Genomic DNA, 21,529 nt, shown 5'->3' on the forward strand with positions numbered 1-21,529 from the left:
GGTCGCGGGCGCAGGCCCTCTCCGGCGCGTGGCGGCGCGTGGCCGCGTTCACAGGTACCAATCATGCGCCTGAAAGCAACTCGCGCGCCACCTGGTTGAGGGTGCGTCCCTCGGCGCGGCCCTTGAAGCGCTCTATCAATACCGGCATCAGTTTGCCGATGGCAGCGGGGCCGCTCAGTCCCAGCTCCGCGATGATTGCGGCCACTTCGGGGCGCAGTTCCTCGGCGCTCAGCATTCGTGGCAGGTAGGCTTCAAGGACGGCGATCTCGGCCTCCTCCTGTGCGGCGAGATCAGGCCGACCTCCCTTGCGATACATCTCCGCAGCCTCCTGGCGCCGCTTCACCTCTTTGGCAATCACCGCTACCTGCTCGGCTGGATCGAGGGCCTCCTGACCGCCGGCCTCGATCGCCGCCAGGGCTGCGTCGCGCGCGGCGGCATCATGGGCGAATTGCTGCTCTATCGTCCGCGCCGCCGCTTCGTAGCGCGCCCGCGCCGCTTCGAGCCGGGCGCTCTGCAGGGCCGCGCGGGCGCTGCGGATCGCTTCAACCCGCACCTTGTCACCCGCTTTCATCGCCGTTTTCAGATCGGCTGCCAGTTGCTCGTCGATCGTCATGGCCCTACCTCTATAACGTAACCTGGCGCGGAAATACGCGCTGCTTCTCGGCGATGATGATCGCCCGGATCTGCCCGACCGCCTCATCCAGCCGGTCTTCCCGGTTGATCACCACGTAGTCAAAGTGCCGCACCTGTTCCATCTCCTGGCTCGCCATAGCCAGGCGCTGCTCAATCTCCTGCGGGCTCTCCGTGCGGCGCACGGTCAGCCGCCAGCGCAACTCCTCGGTGCTGGCGGGAGCCAGGAAGATGAACACCGCCTCCGGGGCCAGCCGCTTGATCGTGGCTGCTCCATCAACGTTGATCCGCAGCACTACATCCCGTCCGCTGGCCATTGCCTGGCGCACCTCGGATTTAGGAATGCCCTTGTACTGGCCATAGACCTTCGCCCACTCCAGGAGTTCGTCGTTGCGGATCATCTCCTCGAAACGCTCCACCGAGACAAAGTGGTAGTCGTAGCCGTCAATCTCTCCCGGACGGATGGGCCGGCTCGTCGCTGTCACCACGAAGTGGAAAGGGAAGGCCAGTTCCCGCATACGCATCAGCACCGAGTCCTTCCCCACTCCCGACGGCCCTGAGATGACAACCAGCAGCGGCACGGGTGGCTTCCCGTCAAGCAGGGGATTGCGGAGCAGTGGGGACATCTGTAGCGCGCGTCCTCGTTTCAGGTGTGCCGTCGCTGGCTTCAGCGCCCGCGCGAAGCCTCGTCACAAATGATCACTGGCACTCACGATTTGCTATGATACCATCAGGGTCTTGTAGTAGTGGAAACCCGTATGTACTTTGACGCTCTAACGCTTGCCGCTGTTGCCGATGAACTGCGTGAGACTGTGCTCGGCGGACGGGTGCAGCGGGTGATCCTTACCGGTCCCCTCAGCCTGGGCCTGGAGGTCTACGCCCACCGCCAGCGCGTGCAGGTGCTCGCGTCGGCCCATTCGCAACTGGCCCGCGTGCACCTGGTACGCGAGCGGCTCACACGGGGAGTTGAACAGGAGACGCCACTGCTCCTGCTGTTGCGCAAATATGTGCTGGGCGGGCGGATCGTAGGCGTCGAGCAGCCGCTGCTCGAACGAGTGCTTGTGTTAAGTATAGTCAAACCACTGTCTTTCCGCAACCGCAATGCGCCTGCCAGCGATCCTGACTTTGATGAGGCTGAATTCGAGGCCGATGAGGATGATGCCAATCCCTCGACCGCCCTCGACGTGCTGCGCTGCGACCTGGTTATCGAGCCGCAGGACCGGCGCAGTAACATTATTCTGGTGGATGATGATAACCGTATTCTCGACAGCGTCAAGCGCGTCACCCCGCGCATGAGCAGCAGGGTGGTGCTGCCGCGCCACGTCTACGAATTGCCGCCACCGCCCGATAAGCGTGACCCTGCCCGCGCTACCGCTGCCGGTATCGCCACCCTTGCCACCGGGCGCGAGCGCGACCTGGCCCGAGCGTTGGTAGCGGCCTATCGCGGGGTTTCCCCGCAGGTGGCTCGCGAGGCGATCTTCCGCGCCCTGGGGCGCGTTACCGCCAGCGTGGATGAGCCGCTGCCCCATTACATCCTGGCGGCGCGGCTGCGCGAGTTGTTTGCCGCCCCTCCCGAGCCGACTCTGGCCCTCGACGAGGAGGGACGGCCCGCGGCCTACGCGCCCTACGCCCTCACCCATCTGCCGCGCACCGTCGCTGTCGCCAGCATGAGCGAGGCCCTGGAGCGTTTCTACCTTGCTCACGAGCGGTTGACCGGCCACCAGCAGCGACGCGAGGCCCTGAGCGGGCAGCTTCGAGCGGCGCGGGCGCGCCTCGAACGCCAGCGCGCTCAGATCGCCGCAGAACTGGAGAAGGCCCGTGAGGTGGAAACCCTGCGCTGGGAGGGTGAGATGATCTTTGCCTTCATGCATACCCTGCGCCCCGGCCAGGAGGCGCTCGAAGTGGAGGGACGCCGCATCGCCCTCGACCCGCGCCAGAACCTGGTCGAGCAGGCTCAAGCCCGCTTCCGCGCCTACGATAAGGCCCGCAGCGCCCTCAGCGGCCTCCCGGAGCGGCTCGAAGCCGTCGAGAACCGTATCCGCGGCCTTGATGAGCTGGAGGCTCTGCTGCAGCTTAGCGACGGCTACGACCAGATCGAGCAACTTGCCCGTGAGGCCGAGGAACTGGGCTACCTCCACGAAGCCACTGGCATTGCCTCCGCGCGCCGTGTGGCCCGCCCCGCCCGCCTGCGACCCCTGCAACTTCTCTCCGCTGACGGCCTGGAGATCGCTGTAGGACGGAGCGCCCTCGAGAACGAACACGTCACCTTTCGCCTTGCCCAGGGCAACGATCTCTGGCTCCACGCCCGCGGTCTCCCTGGCAGTCACGTGATTGTGCGTTGCGGCGGGCGCGATGTGCCGGAGACGACTCTGGTGGAAGCCGCCGGTCTGGCAGCCTACTTTAGCCCGGCGCGGGCCGAGCCGGCGGTGGAGGTGGATGTCTGTCGCCGCGCCCTGGTGCGCAAGCTGCCCGGCGGCCCCCCCGGTCTGGTGACTTACCGCGCCGAGCGTACCCTGCGTGTCGCCCCGCGAGCGCCGCGCGCCCGCGGCGCAGCGCAAGGCTCCATCAGCCGGGACGGGACGGGTTGACGCTACCCGTTGCCCTCGGTACAATCGGGCAGGGGGATGGAGAAATCCGGTTTCCCCCAGATCACAACCAACCCTGTTAACTCTGTTAGGGGTGCGGGGAAACCCGGTGGCCCCGCGATCATAGTCAGCCCTTCTGCCTGGCAGGGGCGCGGGACCACCGGGTTTCGCCAGTTCATAGCCGACCTCCAGCCGGTCAGGGGTGCGGGGAAGCCCGGTTTCTCCATATCTCTCCAACCAACTCTGTGAATACCCATGCGGCTTTGCCGCACAAAGACGGGATGCAATTGTGAGGGCGACGCCCTCCCGGACCTCCTGCGCGGAGCCTGTTATGTTCAAACGCCCCAGACCGAAAGAGACCGAGCAGGATCGCCTCTGGCTGCGCCAGTTAAAGGCGGTGATCGAGACCCAGATCGCCCGGCGCCCTTTTCTGTTCCAGATGCGCGCCGTGGCGCGCCAGCTCCGCTACGAGCGCGCGCACTGGCCGGTGCTGATCCCTTTCTTGCTGCTAGTCTTCCTGGTGGTTTACCGCCGCGAACGCGCCCGCGTCCTGGAAGTCGCCCGCCGGCTGGCCCAGTAGGGCAACCTTCCAAGGTTGCCGCAGGGCGACCTTCGGGGTTGCAGTAGCGTAACCTTAGGTGCGCAACCTTGTAAGGTTGCGCTACTATGGCGCCCCCGGAAGCGGTCGCGGGTAAGGTTGCGGCGCCACCTGGAGCCGCACCGACGCCTCGGCCAGGATGACGTTGGTGATGTCGTTGCGGTCGAAGATCATCACCACGATCGGGCCGCCCTGCGGCGGCAAGGTGAAGGTGAGCTGGGCGCTGAAGATGATCGGCGCACCCACGATGCGTGGCTGGGGGACAGTGAACTCACCGGCCCCCAGTTCGCGGTTGGCCCCGTGGGTAACGCGGTATAGAAGCCGGCCCTGGTAGGGTGTCAGGGCGACCTGCCCGTCAATCGTCATCGGGCTGCCCACCAGCGTGTCGGTGACCGGCGCGGTGATCGTGATACGCTGGTTGCCGCCCTGCCCGACCGGCGCCGTGGTCGGCGTCGCCGTGGCTCGCGGTCGCACCTGGAGCCGCACGTTGGCGCTGGCGAGGATCTGGCCTGCCCCGTCGCGGTCGTAGATCTCGACGATGATTGCCCCGCCCTGAAGCGGTTCAGCGAAGGTGAGCGAGGCGACGAAGGGCACGTTGGCGGTCTGGCCTGGAGCCGGGCGCACCGGGAAGCTGCCCTGGCCGAGGTTCTCGCGCGCCGGGGTGCGAATGACGTAGTACAGCTCGCCAAACTGCGGCGGCAGGGCGGCGCGACCGGTGATGACTACCGGGCTGCCGACCACTGTATCGGCGGGCGGGGTTTCAATGGTGATCGCCTGCCGCGTCGGAAGCGGCGTGGGCGTGGCGGTCGGCGGCGGCCCGGCCACCACCAGCGGCAGGGTGGCGCTGGCGCGCACCTGGCCATTGCCCGGGTCGAGTTCCAACAATTCAAGGGTGATCGGCCCGCCCCCCGGCGGCAGGTTGAAGAACACCTGGGCCGTGAAGCGCCCGCCGCCCTCCTGGGTGCCGGCCACGCCGAACTGCCCTGCGCCGATCTGTTGTCCCCGCGCGTCACGCACCCGGTAGGTGAGCTGGCTGCCCAGCGGGAGCCGCACTGTGCGCCCCACCACCGTCATCGGGCTGCCCACCTGCTGGTTGGCTGGCGGCGACTCGATGATGATCGCCTGCTGCTGCGGAGCGACGTTCAGGTCAATGCGCGCGCTGGCGGCGATCTGGCCTGTGCTCGCGTCCTGGTCCACGATCTCAATTGTAATGCGCCCGCCCGCTGGCGGCAGCGCGAAGGTCAGGCTGGCGTTGAAACTGCCCGGCCCGTCCGGCGCGCTGGCGACGGGGAAGGCGCCCTGGCCGATCTGATTGCCGGCGGCGTTCAGGATGCGGTAGCCCAGCGCGCCCTGGAAGGGGGAGCGCGCCGTTCGTCCGGTGATCACCACCGGGCTGCCCACAGTAGTGCCCGGCGGCGGGGTGTCAATCAGAATGGCCTGCGGCGGCGCGATGACCAGCACCAGGCTGGCGCGGGCCACTGGCGGCGCGCCGCCGGCCCCCGGCTCGAACACCTCCAGGGTGATGTCGCCAGCGCTAGGAGGCAGGTTGAAGGTCAGCGAGGCGTTGAAGACGCTCGTGCCCTCCGCCGTGGCCGACACCGGGAAGGCGCCGCTGCCGAGCAGTCCCCCCGCCGCGTCGCGGAAGGCATAGCTCAGGCTGTTGCCGGCGGGCAGCCTTGCCGTGCGCCCGGTGATCACCACCGGGCTACCCACCACCGTGCGCGGCGGGGGCGACTCAATCACGATCTCCTGCTGTGGCGCGGGCGATGCCACGGGCGTGGTTGTTCCGGGGCCGGGGGTGGGCGCCTGGGCCGCGCTGAGGCGCAGCATCACCGAGGCGATCGCCCGGATCGTGCCGTCGGCCGCGTTGATCTCCACCACTTCGAGCCGTCCCATCCCCGGCTGTGCCAGCGTGTAGGGGACGGCGCCGCTGAAGGCCCCGGGGCCGTTCTCCGGCCCCGTGGTGGTGAAGTAGCCCTGGGCCAGTAGCGCCCCATCGGGGCCGAAGAGGCGGTAATTGAGGTTGCGCTCGAAGGGTTGCAGGGCGACCGTACCGCTCACCGCGATGGGCGAGGCGACGGTGGAGTCGCTCAACGGCGTGAGGATGGTAATCTGCTGGGTCGCGCCTCCCGGCAAGGCGGGCGTCGCCGTGGGCTGGCGGCCCAGGGTCCCGCAACCGGCCAGGAGCAGGCTTACGCAGCACAGCGCTACGATGCGCCATCGTAGCTCGCGCCGCGGACGAGCGGTTAACCGGCACATATCAGGCACCTCGTGTAGCCACGGCGGTCGCTGCCGTGGCCATGAACCGCGGGAACACTACTTCAAGTACGCGCGGAACCAGGCCACCTGCTCCTGCGCCGCGTAGAGCTGGTTGGCCGGATCTTCCAGACCGTGCCCCTCGCCGATGAAGCGGAGCATCCGCGCTGGCAACCCCCGGTTCACCAGTTGCAGGTGCAGGTTCTCGTTCTGGGTGATTGGTAAGAAGTCCTCGGTGCCATGAAACGTGAGCACCGCCGCCTTGATTCGGGCAGCGTTGTAGGCCGGCGAGTCGCGCCGGTACTCCTCCGGGATGTTGTAGGGCGGCAGGCCCTGCAGGTAGGGAACCAGTCGGTCGTAGCCGCGTGTCCAATCGGTTATCAGATCGATGAACGCGCACTGGGGGTTGGCCGCGGCGTAGAGGTCGGGGTGGCGCACCACGCTCTGCAGGGCGAAGTAGCCGCCGTAGGAACAGCCGGTAATGCCGACCCTGCCCTGCCGCGTCCAGCCGCGGGCGATCATCTGGCGCACGATCTCGGCCTGCTCGTCAATGTCAAGCGCGCCGAAGTTGCTGCCGTCGGCCAGGGCGTTGAAGACTGCCGGGGTATAGCCGGCGCGCCCGGCCAGTGGGGTGATCAGCAGCGGAAAACCCATGGCCGGCAGGAGCGTGGAGGGGTTTTCGACGTTCACCAGCCAGCGGTTCACCATAGCTACGCCCGGTCCGCCCTCCTGCCACACCACCAGCGGCGCATGACGGGGCGGAAACGGAGCATCGGCGGGCTGGACGAGCACGCCCACGCGGGTCTGGCCGTTGCGCAGAGTGAAGCGCACCGGGTCCTGGCGCAGATTGGCGAACAGCCGCAACTCCTCGTTGAACCAGGTCACGCGCTTGAGGCCCTGCCCGTCCCAGCCGAGCCGGTAGATCTCCGGCGGCTCGGTGTAGGAGCTGAACATAAAGACGATCTCACGGCTGGTATTGGTGGGGTAGATGTTGAAGTACGAGCCGGCCCGGTCAGCCAGGTTACGCAACTCGCCGCTGACGCGGTTGTAGTAGTAGGGGTGGCGGTCGGTGCCCTTCTGGGCGCGGAAAATGATCTCGTCGGGAGAGATAAATTCCGCCGCGGCGCGCGAGAAGGCCCCGCTGCTAAACAGATCGCTCTCCAGCCGTCCAACCTCCTGGCCGGAAAGATCGTAGAAGCGGAACGAGGTGCGTTCCGAAAACTGCGGCGTGTAGATCGGGTGGCGCCGGCCCTTGAGGCGCGCCGGGTGCCAGGCCTTGACCATCAGCGTGCGATGATCCGGTGACCAGGCATGGGCGGCCAGGATGGGCGGCAGCGTTCCACTCGGCTGGATGATCTGCACCGCGCCGCTGGCCCAGTCAACCATGTAGGTGTTGTTGTACTGCAGAATGGGGTTCTCGGACGGGGCCAGGTTGCCGGTCACGTCGCGGTAGACCTGCTCGGAGAGCAAAGCCCCGTCCAGCTCAGGGCGCTCCTGGTCCGGGTCAAACAGGCCAAAAATTGATATGGCGAACCGGGACGAGTCGCGCGTCCAGGTCTCACCGAAGAGCACCGACGCAGCAGGCACGGTGGTCATGTAGCGCAGGCTGCCATCGCGGCGATCAAAGAGCGTCAGGTCAAGCGTTTCGGGCGTGGCGGCCACCTCTCCTGTCTCGCCCTCGTGGCGCATCCACAGATGATCGAAGGCCGGGTGGCGACGCATCCGCTCAACAGCCTGTTGCAGCCTGGGAGGCAGAGGGATTGCTTCCGCACGGGCGGCGCCGGGAGCCATGCGGGCAATCGGCACGCGGATCGGGCGCGCCATCTGCGCGTCCTCCTCAGCTTCGGGCGGCAGGAGCACCAGGAGAAAACGATCAAGGTCGGGCGCGACTGAGACGATATCGCAGTCTGGCGGCAGGGTGATCCGTTCGCCGCTTACCTTCAGCGTGTCGCGGTTGATGCGCAACTTGACAAAGGCTTCTTGAAGGGAGTCGGCGCGTTCATCAATCGCCAGCGCCCCCAGGTGCTGCCCGTCGAGCCAGGCGAAGCGCGAGAAGCCTGCCAGCGGCAGCGGCGTCAGGCGCCCGAACGCCTCCGGGTCAATCGTCCGTATCGTCCCATCGCTCAGGTTCATGAAACCTACCTGCTCTTCGGAGACGACGAGGATCGTCTGGTCGTCGGGACTGGGCGGGCTGAAGGGCAGGTAGAGCGCCGTCTGCGTCTGGATGCGTTCGAGACGATCGACCTCCTCGGGTTCCAGCAGATCCTGCTGCTGGCCAGACCGCGAGGCGTCAATGTTGAGGACATTGTTTCGTGCTTGCTGGGCCTGGGCCGGGGCGACGACTGCCAAGCAGGCGAGGATCAGCAACAGGGGCAACCACCGCGGGAGGTGCATAGAGATGTGCTCCTTACATGACGACATAGTGTAAAGCAGAATCGAATAAATAATATCAAATTTTTGGGGAAAATGGTATACTATGTAGCGAATAGTCTTTACGGTTCGGCGACACCGGCAAGTGTTGCCCCTGATGGGTCGTCACCGCAGGGGCGCGAAGGCAGCGCTGATATGGAGTGCGCCGAGGCGCGGCAGTTGCTTGACGCGGGGGTGGCGCCAGGGTCCACCGATCCGCGTCGCGCGGCGTTGGGGTTCCATTTGTCTCGTTGTGCCGCCTGCCGCGCTTATCGGGAGCATCCGGGGGATCTGGGGCTGCTCGCCGCGCTGCTGCTGGAGTCGCCGCCACCTGCCCCGCCTGCGCCGCTACCTCCCCCTATGCCCCGCACGAGTCGTGGGCGCGCTCGTCCGGCCCAAAGGCGCTACGCGGCCTGGGTTGCGGCGATCGCCCTGCTGGCCGGTTTGGGTCTCGTGGTGGGACGTATCGCCGTGGCTGCGTACACCATCCAGAGCAATCTGGCAGCAATGCGGGTGACCGGCGCGCCCCCGGTTGTGGCGACACCGGCGTTGCCGGGGGTCGCGACGTTGCCGTCCACTCCGACAGCGCCGCCCGTTCGCCCGGCGACCGGCGCCGCCCCCGCCGAGGCAGGCCTCGCTACTGCCGTGGCGCCCGGGTTGACCCTTTCCGTGACCGCCCTGCCTGCCATCGGCGCCGGCGCCACGCCGGTGCGCCTGCCGGCGATTGACGGGCGGCCCATTCCCACCTTGCCCGCAATCAGCGCCACGCCGGTGCGCCTGCCAGCGATCGGCGGGCAGCCCCTCCCCACCCTGATGCCGACTGTCCCGGTGCGGCCGATCCCCCGCGAGCCGCTTAACATCCTCCTCCTCGGCAGCGACCGCCGCCCCGGCGAGAGCTGGCAGACCCGCTCCGATGCGATTGTGGTCGTGCGCCTGGACCCGGCCCGGCAGCGTATCGCCCTGCTCTCGATCCCGCGCGACCTGGTGGTGAACATCCCCGGCTACGGCTACGCCCGCATCAATGCCGCCACTGTGTACGGCGAGTCTGATCCGTATTTTGGCGGCGGGATGGAACTGGCCCGCGCCACAGTGAGCGAGTTATTGGGCTTGCCCATTCATCACGTCGTGCGCGCCGATTTTAGCGCCTTCATCGCCGCGATTGACGCCATCGGCGGGGTGGACGTGGTGGTCGAGCAAGAGTTGTACGATCCGGCCTACCCCACCATGGACTACGGCTACATGGTGGCGCACTTCCTGCCGGGGCCGTACCATATGGACGGTGAGACGGCGCTGATCTACAGCCGCATGCGCCACATGGACAGCAACTACGCTCGCAATCGGCGTCAGCAACAGGTGCTCGTCGCCGCCTTCCAGCGCGTGCGCGAACAGAACCTGATCGGCCAGGTGGAGATGCTGGCCGATCTCACCACCGCTCTGCGCGACCATATCCAGACCGATCTGAGCGTGGAGCAGATGATCGGCCTGGCCTGGGCCTTCCGCAACGTTGCCCCGGAGATGATTGAACGCTACGCCATTGATGAAAACCGGGTCTATGAAGGGGCCATTCCGGGCGACCCGTATGCGACGCTGCCCCTGCCGGGCGCAGTGGAGACCGTGGTGGCGCAGTTTGTGCAGGGAGGGGAATGAGCGCCCTGCGGGAAACCAGTAGCGCAACTCTCCCGGTTGCGCTCAACCGCGATCCGCCGGGTTGCGCCTCACCGCCGCAGATAGACGGCGATGGCATCGGGGACGGGACGCTGGGGCCGCGGCCAGAGAGCTTGCCCCCGCCAGACCGCCTGGGTAGAGGTGTCGTCATCGCCGCCGAGGGCGTCGTAGCAGCCCATATCGCGCATGGCGCGCGCCAGTTCCACCCCCGTGATGCCGGCGGAATTGGCCAGCACCAGGAACGAACGCCCGCCCGCCAGATCGCCGACGCAGACGGCGGTCTTTGGATAGGCGCCGCTGTACACGGTAATACGCCAGTCGAGTTGCACAAAGTCCTCCCCCAGCGGATTGAAGGGGAGAAACTCGTCGGTCTCAGCGCTGACGGCAGGATTGGCGATCTTGCCTTTCCAGAGGATCACCGGCCCGCCGCCCACGGCCTGCTGGCAACGCCGCAGTTCCTCAGCGTCAAAGAGACCGATCATCGCCCGCCAGTCGGCAGTGATACACAGCGCGCCGCGCCAGGGGTTTACCCGATGCACCACGCCGTTAATCACCACGCTGCCCTCGTTGGAGGTGCGCACCGCGCCGTGGAAGCCGAAGGCCATTGCCCAGAGGAGGTCCATGCCCTCGCGGACGGCGAAGGGTGCGCGGACCATCTCCACTACTGGTTGCAGGTGCCGCCGCCCATCGAGCCAGATGGTGTCGCCGCTGGCGTCGCTGCCGGGAATGGCCCCGTCGGCGTTGATCACCTCGACGTGCACGCGCTCATCTAGGCGCGCCACGGCGTACAACAGCTCGCCGCCGCCGACGCCGCGCCGGTAAAATTCCACCCGGCCCTCGCCGGCTCGCTCTTGCAGGGCGCTCTCGCGGTTGAACGCTTCCAGGCGTTCGTGGGCAGCCAGGGGCGCCCGCCGCGGCGCCAGATGGTCAACCAGACCTTCCGTTCCGGCCTGGCTCGCCATGGCCGCCGTCAGCCCATAGCGCGAGAGCACCGTGGCGTCAGGCGTGAACCAGGCAAACAGGAAGTACGCCCCCAGGATGGCGAGGAACATCTGGGCAATAAAATAGATGGTTCGCCGCGACATTCGAGCACTCTGTGCCATCAGGAGGCGAAAGGATTTTTCGAGACGGAACGCAGCCCTCCCCGTGTCACCTCGGAATGATAGCGTAAGGTTGATGCAGAGGGTGCATGTTCAGATGCGCCGCCGAGCACGCGGATGAACGTAGAGGGTGAACTTTTTGAAGCCCTTCACAGCCTCTGCAGTGCAAATGTGTTCGGCAGATGTGAACATATATTACAGATGGTCAAGTCCTGGCCTCCGGTTTTCGCTGTTTCTCGCGCCTATGCTGCCAGAACCGGCAAAAAACCCAATCCCTCGGATGGCGTAGCCGCTCCAGATCTCCTGCCGAGGGCATACTTGCGTCAGTGCTACATGGTAACGTAGGCGTGAACCGCGGTTATGTGATATTATAGCACAAAAGTTCTGATCATCTGCCGGAGGAGGCGCGCATGGCTCGCCCAATCTCCCTCGCCCTGCTGCTGCTCGCGCTGCTCGTTGCCCTGCCGCCGGGCGCGCTCGCTCGCGCCCAGCCCGCCGACGGGCTTGACCAGCCCCTGCTCGCCGCCAATCTGTGCGGCGCGGGCGATGGTTCCGAGACCCACTTCACCATTGCAGCCACCGGCGATACTTTTCCCCACGACAACATCCAGGCCGTCGGCGAGAGCCAGGGCTACGACGTGCTCTTCGATGTCGTGCGCCCCTTCCTCCAGGCTGCCGACCTGGCGTATACCAACTTCGATGGAGCGATGCTCGAAGGCTCCCCTATCAGCGGCTATCCCCTGTTCAACTTCAATCCGGCCCTGGCTACGGCGCTGCGCAACGCCGGGATTGACGTGGTCTCCACTGCCAACAACCATATTCTCGACCGCGGCCCTGAAGGCATCGACGCCACCCTGCGCGTGCTGGAGGCTAATGGCATCCTGCAACACGGCACGGCCCCGGTTGGCGCCGTCCGCCCGCCGTATTTGCCGCTGACCCTCACCCGCGACGGCGTTAGCCTGACAATTGGCTTTATTTCAGCCACCTGGGGCACCAACGGCATCCCCGATCCCCACGGGCAGGTCAATCTGCTGTACGAGTCGACTGAGTACGGCCAGCAGGGGGGCGTGCGCCAGAGCATCCTCGACGCCATCGCCCAGGCTGACCGGGAGACCGACCTGGTGCTGGTCGCGGCGCACTTCGGCTTCGAGTATCAGTTCTACCCCCACGAGAGCCAGATTGATGCCGCGCGGCGCATGGCCGAGGCCGGGGCCGACGTGATCATTGGCGCGCAGTCGCATACCCTGCAACCGGTGGACATTCTTGACGTTGGCGGGCGCAAGACGCTGGTAATCTACTCCCTGGCGAACTTTCTGGCCTCCCAGGGCGCCTTTCAGTCCAGCTCCTACTCGGCCACGTCAGTGATCTTCTACGTCGGGCTGGCCCGCGGCGCCGACGGCCACGTGCGCGTGACGGGCTACCGCTATCTGCCCATCATTCACATTGACAATGACACGCGCCCGGCGCCCATTCAGCCTGGCAGCGCCGACGACGTGATCGCCCACGTGCGAACGATTATGCGCGATCCCGGCGGCCTGCGGCAGGTGTCGCCGGAGCCGCCTGCGCCCGGCGCGATCATTCCGGTATGCCCTTCGACCACCCTGGCCGAAACGCCAGAAACGCCGCTCACCGGCGACTTTGCCCAGCACTACGCCACACTGGGCGAAACGGTCCCTCGACCGCTAACTGACGCGATCGCCGTGCTGGGGTTGCCCCTGGGGCCGCCGGTGACTGAGCCTGCCGGTGATTGCGCCACGCCCGTGCCGGTGCTCTACACCGAGCGGCAGCGTCTCGAACTCCACGCCGCCGAGCCGTGGCCCTATCGCGTCTCTGGCTCGCTCCTCGGCGTCGAGACCTTCACCCGCCGCTACCCCGGCGTGGCGCTCCAGCGGCGCGCCGATCTCGCAGCAGCAGACGCCTTCGCCGATCCGCGCTTTCGGGCCTTCTACGAGCAGTTCGGCGGTCTGCCCATCTTCGGCTATCCCATCTCCGGCCCGCTCAACGAGTATCATCCCGAGACGGGCGCGCCCGTGACGGTGCAGTACTTCGAGCGCGCCCGCTTTGAAGTCGCGCCCAACGTCCCTCCCGGCGCGCCGTTGACCGATCAGGTGCGCCTCGGCCTGCTCGGGCGCGAGTTGCTGGCCGCCGGTGGCGTGGCTATGCTCTGCCCCGGCGCTCCGGCGACTGACCTGAACGCCCCGGCGGGGACGGACCGCGCCGGTCGGAACGGTGATGGAGCGCCGCGCAGCGCCGCGGATGGCGGGCGCGGGTGGTTCGGTGGCCCGTTCAACTGGAGGTTTAACGGGGATGGCTGGTGGTTGCCGATGCTGGCTCTGGCCGCGCTGCTGGTGGCGCTGGCAACCCTGGTGGGGTTCGCGGTGGCCGACTGGCGCTCCTTCCGCCGCCACGGCGCCCGACGGCGGCGCGCCTACCGGCGCCGACGCAGCGCCTTTGAACGGCTGGGTCAGGCCCCTGCTTCCCCTGTTCAGCATGCGTCTGCCCGCGGGCCCCGAGAAACCCGCGCCTCGGCCCATACTGGCACGACCGTCCGCCAGGCGCCGCCCGTTCCGCCGCCGCCCGCCCCGGACGAAGATGACGACGCGTTGCTGCGGCGTCTGTTGGAGGAGTAACGTTTCGAGCAAGGCAACGCAGGGCAAGCCTCAGGTTTGCCCTGCATCGTTTTCCCCTACCGCAATACCGCGCTTAACGTAGTCGGCTGCAACCCCAGAGCCTTCATGCGATCGAGGTAGCCGGGCAGCGCCGCGGCGCTGCTGTGGCGTCCGTGCAGCAAGAGAATGGCCCCCCTGGCCTGGGCGGGATCAGCCGCGACGCGCTCCAGCCAGGCTGGAAGGCCTGCGTCGTCGGCGCTCCAGTGGTAGGCGATGTAGCCGGCCCGGCCGATCGTCTCGACCATCTGCGGGGTGGAGTCGCCGTAGGGGAAGCGGAAGTACGGGCGAGTGCTGGCCCCGGTGATCTCGCGCACGATGCGCTCCGTTTCCGCCAGTTCGTTGACCGCGCCGTCGGCGCCAATGGCCGAGAAGGCCGGGTGGGTCAACGAGTGATTGCCAAGCTCGTGGCCGCGACGCACGATCGCCTTCGCCGCCTCCGGGAACGACTTTACCCAGCGACCGGTCACGAAAAAGGTGCCCTTGATCTGGCGCGCGTCGAGCGCGTCGAGGATGGCGTAGAGGCTGGCGTCGTCAATTTCAATATCGAAGGTCATCGCCACCAGTGGCTGGTCGGGGTTGCCCTGTTTAATGATCGGCGCAGGTGGCAGACTCTCGCCGTCGTGGTAGACCGGCACGACCAGGGGCCGTCCAGGGCGCAGCGCTTCGCCTGGCGCCAGACGATTGAGGGCGGCGAGAGCGGCAGGGTCGCTGCCGGCGCGCCGGGCGACGCTTTCCAGAGTGTCACCGGAGGCGACCACGGTGCTGAAGAAGGTTCGCGGTTCGGGGACGCTGGCGGGACCGGGCGGCGGACCCGGCCGGGCCGACGGGCCCAGGGTAGGCACAGGCGTCAGACCTGGTTTTTCGTCCCCGGCAGCGTTCGATGGCAGCACCCGGCTCACCAGGGTGATCAGCACCAGAATGGCTGCGGCCAGAGCGATCAGTTGCGGCTGGAGCAGCGGATTGTGCGAGTGTGCTGCCCGAGGCGGGTGTTTCATCGGCTTGCCCACCGTGGTCGTATCCACCACAAACGCGCGCGCCGCTTGCAGGGCGCGACTCATCGCCATCGCGGCGCGGCGCGGGCGCAGGGGCGCGCCGACGGGCATGCGCGGGGGTGTGGCAGCAACCTCTGGCGGTGGTTCCGCGCGCGCCGGACGGGGAACGAACGTGAACAGCGCCTCAGTGCCCGGCACGAGCCAGAGGCGCGGCGCGCCCCATGCCCCCGCTTGGCCCTCCAGCGCTGCCCGCCCATCGGTAACCGCCAGATCCACAGGGTCGCCTGCGGCGATGGCCGTGTAGCACGGCCCGCAGAACGCTGCAACCTGCGCGGTATCGAGACCGCCAAGGGCGATGGCGCTGATGCCAAGATCGTCGTGCAGGCGGTTGGCCACCGCGCTCAGAGCCGCAGCATCGGCGTCGGCGCTGGCCGCCAGCGTCACCAGGCGCAGATCGGCATGGTCGGAGAGCATGCTGGCCAGCCCTGCCCCGTCCAGACCTCGTCCGAGCCGCAGACGCGCGGCGTCTCCCTGGCCCCAGGCATCAGCGGCGATGATGTGCAGCATGTGGCAGGGTTCTTCGGCCAGGGCCTCGCGCAGGGCGAGGGGGTCAGCGTCGCGCAACAGGTCAATCACCATGCGCCCGGAGCGTGCGGCCTCGGCGAGGGCGTGGCCCAGGGGGGCGATGGCCGTTTCGGCATCGGGCGCGCAGGCGATCAACAGGCGAACCGGGCCGCTGAGGGGCAAAGGGCGCGGCGGCGGGCGCAGTTCTCCCGACCGCACCAGCGTGTAATCCTCGCGCACGGCGGGGCGCCAGAGGCGACTCTGGCCGAGAGTGGCCAGTTCCCATGGCAGGTCGGCCAGGTCCGGCGCAGCATAGAGCTGGATCTGAATGCGCGCGCCGGCCTCGTCGGCGCCCCGGGCCACGTCAATCAACAACTGCCGCACCGGATTGGGAAATAAGGACCGCCCGACGGCCAGGCTCAGCGCATCGGGGTCCGCCTGCGGGTCGGGCAGGGCCAGGGGCGCCTCGGCCCCCCGCCCGGCAGCAAAGGCCCGCACCACATAGTTCGCCGGACCACGCCCGCTGACGCTCAGCTGAAAGGGGATCACAGCAGAGCTCATATTCGTTAACGGTTGTCTCGGTGAAGGTTGACACTTGTAGAGCTACTATAGCATACCAACAAGAACTTTACTAGCCCTGGCGCATGAATTTCTGTCAGGGGTTTTAAGAGAGGAACCTTGCTGGCTGCTGGAGCAACACTGTGGGCAACCTTCCGGGTTGCCATTACGGCGCAGGCACTGCAAAAACAGGTTTCATGACGCTGTTTCCCGGCTTTAGATGGCAAAGCCTGGCGGCTGCAACTGCAAGAAATGTGTCCGCAGGACTACCTTATTCATGTATCCCTGCCTGTCTTTGGCAACATCAACACAGGCGCTCGATGAGTCCGTGAACCGGGTTTTTCGGTAAACATCCGCCCCATTCCCAGTCCCCTCTCGCTTCGCGGGCTGACAGAACCTCCGAGCCAGAGTGGTCTCTGCCTCATCGGGACGCCCTGATGCGCGGGTCTGCCCTCTCCGCTCCCGCGCGGCAGAGGCCTGCCCTGAGCGTAACCGAAGGGGGAGAGAGTGAGGATGACATCGTGTATCCCGGCATCATAAACCTCCTCGAAGCTCATGCGTTCTGTCCGTCCCTGCCCCCTCCCTCGCTAAAGTGAGGACGCCTGGCGTCGCCTCTTGCCGGGGGAGGCCGGGCGGAGGCCGGAAATGCAAGGAGACTCTGTTCACCGACTGGTAAAGCGGCGTCAAGGAGTGTGCCGGGAAAGACGAAGCTCTCCCTACACTTCCATCGGACAGGAGCGCGAGGAAACCTGGTTTCTCCACGCCCCTACAGCCGTCTCTTTATCCTGTGAGGCGCCGGGCGCCTTCGCCCGATCACAACGGGATGAAGCAGCATTCTCCTGGGAGGACGCAGCCTTTCCCAAATTTCCGGTCTCCAGCCGTTTTCTTAACAGCCGTTGATTGCAGGATCGTTATATAAGTCGCCGACTCGACTGTCGGACAACGACAACAGAAACATTCCATCTCGAGAGGAGGTGCGTATGAGCGATGGCTCCCGGTCGCGCTTTCCGCCCGACTCGCGAGAGCGCCTGCAACATCCGGGATGGGAACACTACCACCGAGCAATTGAGCTTCTTGAACATTCTGAATGGTTGCTGGCGCTCCAGTCGTTAGCAATCGCCGAGACCGAGTTTCGCGCCCACAACGACCAGCCGGGGATGTGGCGCTCCTTAAGCGGCCAGGCGCTGGCGCACTGGTGCGTGGGTGATACGGCCCTGGCCATCGCCCGCGTATCGGCAGCCATTCGCATCGCTGAAACCGCGCAGGACATCCTTGGGGTCGGGTTGACCGCCTGGCAGATGGCCATGCTGATGGTGCTGCAGGGCGACTATCAGCGGAGCGCTGGCTTCCTGATGCATGCGGCGCGCGCACTGGAGTTGCGCGGGGCCGCCAACCAGACATCGGACCTGAAGACTGCGGCGCATCTGTGCCTGGAGATCCTGCGCTGGCAAGACCTGTACAAACACGGTCTAATCGCACCCGGCACCGCCACCGAGGTCACGCAGGCCGTGCAACGCGATCTGCAAAAACGCCTGGCCCAGGCCGCCGCCGATCTGCGCGCTCACACCGGCGAACGTCTGTGTTCGGTCCAGGCGCCGATGCTGACCCTGGGGCCAGGGCCCGCCTCCGAACTTCTAGTGCCGTCCATGTCGCTGGGACAGCGCGTGGCGCGCTGGTGGCGCGGCTTACGGGCGGGTCAGGTCCGTCCGGCAACCTTGCCGCCCGTTGTGACGCCGGTTCCTACGGCGCCCCCGCTACCGTTCGCCAGCGCTTCGCCCTCCTCACCGGCGACGCTGCCGCCCGCGCCAGATACTGCTCCCTCCGCCGAACCCCTCCCCACTCCCCAGGTTCTTTCTTCTTCTCCCTCCCATCCGTCAGATCCTCCCGCCAGCATGTCGCCTGAGGTCGAGCTTCGTCCGTCTCCACAGCCCCACAGCGGGGCCAGGATCGCCGTCACGTGTTTCGGCCATTTCCGCGTGACGATTGACGACCAGCCGGTGGAGCGCTGGGAGAGCAGCCGCGCCCGGACCATCTTTAAGTACCTGGCCGTCCGTCGGGCTACGCCGGCGCCGAAAGAGTTGCTGGCCGAACTGTTCTGGCACGAGTCAGAGCCGGACCTCGCCCGGCGCAGCCTGCACCAGGCGATCTACTGTCTGCGCCAGTCCCTCAAACGCGTGGCTCCCGACCTGGCGATTGTCATGTTTGCCAATGACTGCTATTACCTGAATCCTGAGGCGATGATGTGGATTGACGCCGAGGAGTTTACGCGCCTCATCTCCGCGGCCCGGACGCACCTGGCGGCGGGCGAGCATGCGGCAGCGATGAATGCCTATGCAACCGCGGTGGATCTGGTACGTGGCGAGTTTCTGGAGGAAGAGCGTTACGAAGCCTGGGCCGAAGAGTTGCGCCATACCTATCAGGCCATGATCAGCGAGGCCCTGCACCGCCTGGCCAGTTACTACGCCGGCCAGCGCGAGTTCGCTACGTCCATCCTGTACGCCCAGCGCATTCTCGCCCAGGAGCGCTGCGATGAAGAGGCCCACCTGCTGCTGATGCGCGCCTATGTGGCCCAGGGCCTGCGCCATCTGGCAGTGCGCCAGTACCAGATCTGCCTCAATGCCCTGCGCACCGAACTGGGCCTGGATCCCTCTCCCGAACTCGAACAGTTCTACCGCCAGGTTATCGCGGTCGAATAGCCCCCGGCGGCCCGCTCCGCTGCTCCTCTCCGCCTCCTTCCCCATCTCCCGGCCACGCTCGCCCGCTGTTCGCACAGCTTCCGCTCAGACGAGCCTTGCCTGCTCTTGGAAACGCTCACGGCGCGCTGAATGCGCAATCGCCGCCCGTGGTCCCGCTCGTCCGGTGCTCACGAAACGCTCAACGGGTGCGAGAGCGTCGCTCGCCGGTCGGTCACGAACCACCCGGAACGGGAAGGACAGGCCCTTCCAGAAACTTTCACTTCTCGCTCAAGGTGAGAAGGGTGGCGCAACCAGGTTTCTCCACGCCCCCGCCTGAGGGCGCTTCGACGGTAACGCAACCCTTCGGGTTGGGAGCTGGGGAAACCCGGTTTCCCCGCCCCCCGCCACGACCATCCAGTCGCTCTGCGAATGGCCCTTGCAACCCCAGACTGACTCTGTAACCCTCCGCGTCCTCCGCGGTGAAGATCAGCAAGCAGCGTTCAGAGATGACTCATCACTCCACTTGATCAGCGGCGAGCCGGATTTGTGTGGCCGTTAGCAACGTAACTGAGACGCCGGTGAGCGGAGCTTCCTATCCTGGCTTCCGTGACGATGCAGCGGGCATCGCTCGAGACGTATCAAACTGGAGGTGTAACGATGACAGCAGTGGCAACCCGTGGCGAGTTGGCAGTGAGCCGGAGCGGCGCCATCGAGGTGTCGGCCGAGCAGATCCGCGCCGCGATTGAAGCGAAGCTCCAGGCCATCCACGACGAGATGATGGCCGGGGGAGCGCCTCAGATTGCCGGCCCGGCCCTGTGGTGGGACATGTATGCCTACGGTCCGTTCAAGCCCCCCGTTCCACCCTTCCCCGCCCCCAACCAGGTCGTGCGGCTGGGTGAGACCGTCTACGTCGCCTCGATCCTCTACCTGAACGAGTTCTTCCCCGTGCCGACCTCCGCGTCCATCCTGTCCAACTTCGCTCTGCCCTACACCATCTCGTGGGACACCAACAACGTTACGACCCTGTCAAAGGAGCTTGCCCTCTCCGGCTCGCGTACCAGCAACTTCGTGCCCGGCCAGGCCTGGTACGTGGACATCATCGAACTCAAGCCGGAGCATGAGGGCATCCACGAGGTGAACCTGCGCGGCCGCATCACCGGCTGCAATGGCGAACTGGCGCCTCCCTTCGCGGGCTACGCCGCCCTGGTCTACGAGTTCGACAGCTCGCTCTTCACCCTCGGTTCGCACTCGCGCTACCAGGGCCCGGTCCGCTTCGACGTGTACCGCTAGGCATGCCCGCAGGCGTCGAACGTCCTTCCGCGCGAGCATGGATGCGGGGAACCTCGGGTTCCCCGCATCATACGGGTAGAGGTTTATGGCAAGCCCGTACAGCACATTGCCCGTATGGGGCATTGGAACGCCCGGGCTCCCCTCTCCAGCGCGCGTTTAAGGGCGGACGGAACACCCGAGCGAACACTGCCGCTCCCGCATTCGGACGGCCCCGAGCACGGCTCTGGCCTCCCCTCTCCCGCACGCGGGAGAGGGGCAGGAGGAAAGGGTGAAACGGCGCATCCCGGCGCCATGAAACACATCTACGCTCATGCGTTCTGTCCGCCCCTAAACCCGTGCGCGGGAGAGGGGGCCCAAGGGGGTGAGGGTCGTTAGCGGGTAGGAATACGAAAAACGCCCTTTTCATTCAAAAAAACCTTACACCTGTGAGACTCCTCGCACCCCCTGCCTGAAGAAAGCTCCTCCCTATGATAAGCGTTGACCCGCGCCAGATCGAACAGGCCCGTCTCAGCTTGCAGGGCATGGTTCAGGAGTATCTACTTAGCCCTGAGTACAGTATCAATCTGATTGACTTCGGGTTCCCCCGGCGTACCGATCCGGTTACGCGGCGGCGCTTCTGGGACACTGAGAGCGTGAGCCTGCGCTTTCATGTGACCAAAAAATACACCCTGGATGAACTTGAGGCCCTGAAGCTCAAAGTGTTGCCCCGGCGCATCGGGCAGTTCGAAACCGACGTGATCGAAGCCGAGTACAGTGTGCCCCTCCTGGCGGAGGTTCCGTCCGGTGCGCGCACAGCGCCCCGCGCGCGGCTCTGCGGCGGGCTGGGCATTTCGGCCTTCGCCGATATTCATGGCACCCTCGGCGGGATCGTTCGCGATCGCCAGACAGGCGCCCCGATGATCCTGAGCAACTGGCACGTGCTCTACGCCACCCGGAACGCCCGTACTGGCCAGCCGATCTACCAGCCAATCTTGCGTTCGGGCAAACCCCAGACGGCCATCGTTGCTCGCGCGGCGCGCGAGCGGCTCTCGGCCCCCGTGACCGGCTCTTTCTCCCTGGATGTGGCCGTGGCTGAGCTGATTGACCCCCGCTCCGAGCGATGGGAAAACTTCCAGCTCGAGATCGGCACGGTCGCCGGAGTGACCAGGCCGCAGTTGGGGATGCAGGTCGTCAAATCCGGCTTGACCAGCGGCAGAACCTCTGGCGTGGTCACCGGCATTGAAGGGTACGGCAAGATGACCTACCAGGGCAACTGGTTGCGGCTTATCCAGCGCGTGGTCACCATCAGCCGCTACCCCCTTGATCGCAGTACGGCTCTGGTCAGTATGCCGGGCGACTCGGGATCGTGGTGGCTCGACGCCGCCACGCAGCGGGCCGTTGCCGTGCACTACGCCGGTCTGCGCGATGGCACCCGCGGTCAGGGCATGGATATGCAGGCGGTCCTCGACGCGCTGGCGGTGGACCTGGCGTGAGCCGCGCGCCTGCGAAATATGGCAAAACCCGCCGTCGCGAACGGCAGGGTCTGGGATGGCTTCGCC

At 66.4% G+C, this 21,529-nt stretch carries 13 protein-coding genes; 7 read left to right on the forward strand and 6 right to left on the reverse strand.

The annotated features are described in order from the left end of the window. Positions 1-61: 61 nt before the first annotated feature. On the reverse strand, positions 62-613 hold the full coding sequence (locus tag NZU74_04580; protein MCS6880586.1) for a GatB/YqeY domain-containing protein: 552 nt from the start codon (positions 611-613) through the stop codon (positions 62-64). Between the two features lie 10 nt (positions 614-623). Next, positions 624-1,256, reverse strand: coding sequence for a guanylate kinase (locus NZU74_04585; GenBank protein MCS6880587.1), 633 nt, complete (start codon positions 1,254-1,256; stop codon positions 624-626). A gap of 132 nt (positions 1,257-1,388) precedes the next feature. Between NZU74_04585 and NZU74_04590 the strand changes: the two genes are divergently transcribed. Beyond that, on the forward strand, positions 1,389-3,218 hold the full coding sequence (locus NZU74_04590; protein ID MCS6880588.1) for an NFACT family protein: 1,830 nt from the start codon (positions 1,389-1,391) through the stop codon (positions 3,216-3,218). Between the two features lie 328 nt (positions 3,219-3,546). Beyond that, complete coding sequence (locus tag NZU74_04595) at positions 3,547-3,795, forward strand: hypothetical protein (protein MCS6880589.1); 249 nt, start codon at positions 3,547-3,549, stop codon at positions 3,793-3,795. An 84-nt stretch (positions 3,796-3,879) separates the two neighbouring features. Here NZU74_04595 and NZU74_04600 read toward each other — a convergent pair whose 3' ends face one another. Continuing rightward, entirely contained in the window at positions 3,880-6,072 is a 2,193-nt protein-coding gene (locus NZU74_04600) for a Gmad2 immunoglobulin-like domain-containing protein (protein ID MCS6880590.1), read from the reverse strand. 57 nt (positions 6,073-6,129) lie between these two features. Beyond that, positions 6,130-8,463: a prolyl oligopeptidase family serine peptidase gene (locus NZU74_04605; GenBank protein ID MCS6880591.1), complete on the reverse strand. Its 2,334-nt coding sequence runs from the start codon at positions 8,461-8,463 to the stop codon at positions 6,130-6,132. 72 nt (positions 8,464-8,535) lie between these two features. Between NZU74_04605 and NZU74_04610 the strand changes: the two genes are divergently transcribed. Continuing rightward, entirely contained in the window at positions 8,536-10,125 is a 1,590-nt protein-coding gene (locus NZU74_04610) for an LCP family protein (GenBank protein MCS6880592.1), read from the forward strand. Between the two features lie 68 nt (positions 10,126-10,193). Here NZU74_04610 and NZU74_04615 read toward each other — a convergent pair whose 3' ends face one another. Continuing rightward, entirely contained in the window at positions 10,194-11,228 is a 1,035-nt protein-coding gene (locus tag NZU74_04615; GenBank protein MCS6880593.1) for a phosphodiester glycosidase family protein, read from the reverse strand. Between the two features lie 425 nt (positions 11,229-11,653). Here NZU74_04615 and NZU74_04620 point away from each other — a divergent pair, with 425 nt between their 5' ends. Then, positions 11,654-13,873: a CapA family protein gene (locus tag NZU74_04620; GenBank protein MCS6880594.1), complete on the forward strand. Its 2,220-nt coding sequence runs from the start codon at positions 11,654-11,656 to the stop codon at positions 13,871-13,873. Positions 13,874-13,929: 56 nt separating this feature from the next. Here the strand turns inward: NZU74_04620 and NZU74_04625 are convergent, their stop codons facing one another. Further along, positions 13,930-16,017 carry a polysaccharide deacetylase family protein gene (locus NZU74_04625; protein ID MCS6880595.1) on the reverse strand — a complete coding sequence of 696 codons (2,088 nt, stop codon included), beginning with the start codon at positions 16,015-16,017 and terminating at the stop codon, positions 13,930-13,932. A 989-nt stretch (positions 16,018-17,006) separates the two neighbouring features. On the opposite strand from NZU74_04625, the gene NZU74_04630 reads away from it, so the two are divergent. The 3 genes from NZU74_04630 to NZU74_04640 all read left to right on the forward strand — a co-directional run bounded on the left by NZU74_04630 (position 17,007) and on the right by NZU74_04640 (position 21,463). Then, on the forward strand, positions 17,007-18,722 hold the full coding sequence (locus NZU74_04630) for a hypothetical protein (protein MCS6880596.1): 1,716 nt from the start codon (positions 17,007-17,009) through the stop codon (positions 18,720-18,722). Between the two features lie 636 nt (positions 18,723-19,358). Next, entirely contained in the window at positions 19,359-19,991 is a 633-nt protein-coding gene (locus tag NZU74_04635; protein MCS6880597.1) for a hypothetical protein, read from the forward strand. Positions 19,992-20,458: 467 nt separating this feature from the next. Then, a complete protein-coding gene (locus NZU74_04640) occupies positions 20,459-21,463 on the forward strand; it encodes a S1 family peptidase (protein MCS6880598.1) in 1,005 nt (334 codons plus the stop codon). Positions 21,464-21,529: the final 66 nt, after the last annotated feature.

This window comes from Chloroflexaceae bacterium, assembly GCA_025057155.1.
Taxonomy (GTDB): domain Bacteria; phylum Chloroflexota; class Chloroflexia; order Chloroflexales; family Chloroflexaceae; genus JACAEO01.

Bases quoted from the DNA above. Each gene is read 5' to 3' on its own strand.
- NZU74_04600 (MCS6880590.1), bottom strand. From the start codon at position 6,072: ATGTGCCGGTTAACCGCTCGTCCGCGGCGCGAGCTACGATGGCGCATC.
- NZU74_04585 (MCS6880587.1), bottom strand. From the start codon at position 1,256: ATGTCCCCACTGCTCCGCAATCCCCTGCTTGACGGGAAGCCACCCGTG.
- NZU74_04610 (MCS6880592.1), top strand. From the start codon at position 8,536: ATGGTATACTATGTAGCGAATAGTCTTTACGGTTCGGCGACACCGGCA.
- NZU74_04605 (MCS6880591.1), bottom strand. From the start codon at position 8,463: ATGCACCTCCCGCGGTGGTTGCCCCTGTTGCTGATCCTCGCCTGCTTG.
- NZU74_04630 (MCS6880596.1), top strand. From the start codon at position 17,007: ATGAGCGATGGCTCCCGGTCGCGCTTTCCGCCCGACTCGCGAGAGCGC.
- NZU74_04635 (MCS6880597.1), top strand. From the start codon at position 19,359: ATGACAGCAGTGGCAACCCGTGGCGAGTTGGCAGTGAGCCGGAGCGGC.
- NZU74_04615 (MCS6880593.1), bottom strand. From the start codon at position 11,228: ATGTCGCGGCGAACCATCTATTTTATTGCCCAGATGTTCCTCGCCATC.
- NZU74_04590 (MCS6880588.1), top strand. From the start codon at position 1,389: ATGTACTTTGACGCTCTAACGCTTGCCGCTGTTGCCGATGAACTGCGT.
- NZU74_04580 (MCS6880586.1), bottom strand. From the start codon at position 613: ATGACGATCGACGAGCAACTGGCAGCCGATCTGAAAACGGCGATGAAA.
- NZU74_04620 (MCS6880594.1), top strand. From the start codon at position 11,654: ATGGCTCGCCCAATCTCCCTCGCCCTGCTGCTGCTCGCGCTGCTCGTT.
- NZU74_04595 (MCS6880589.1), top strand. From the start codon at position 3,547: ATGTTCAAACGCCCCAGACCGAAAGAGACCGAGCAGGATCGCCTCTGG.
- NZU74_04640 (MCS6880598.1), top strand. From the start codon at position 20,459: ATGATAAGCGTTGACCCGCGCCAGATCGAACAGGCCCGTCTCAGCTTG.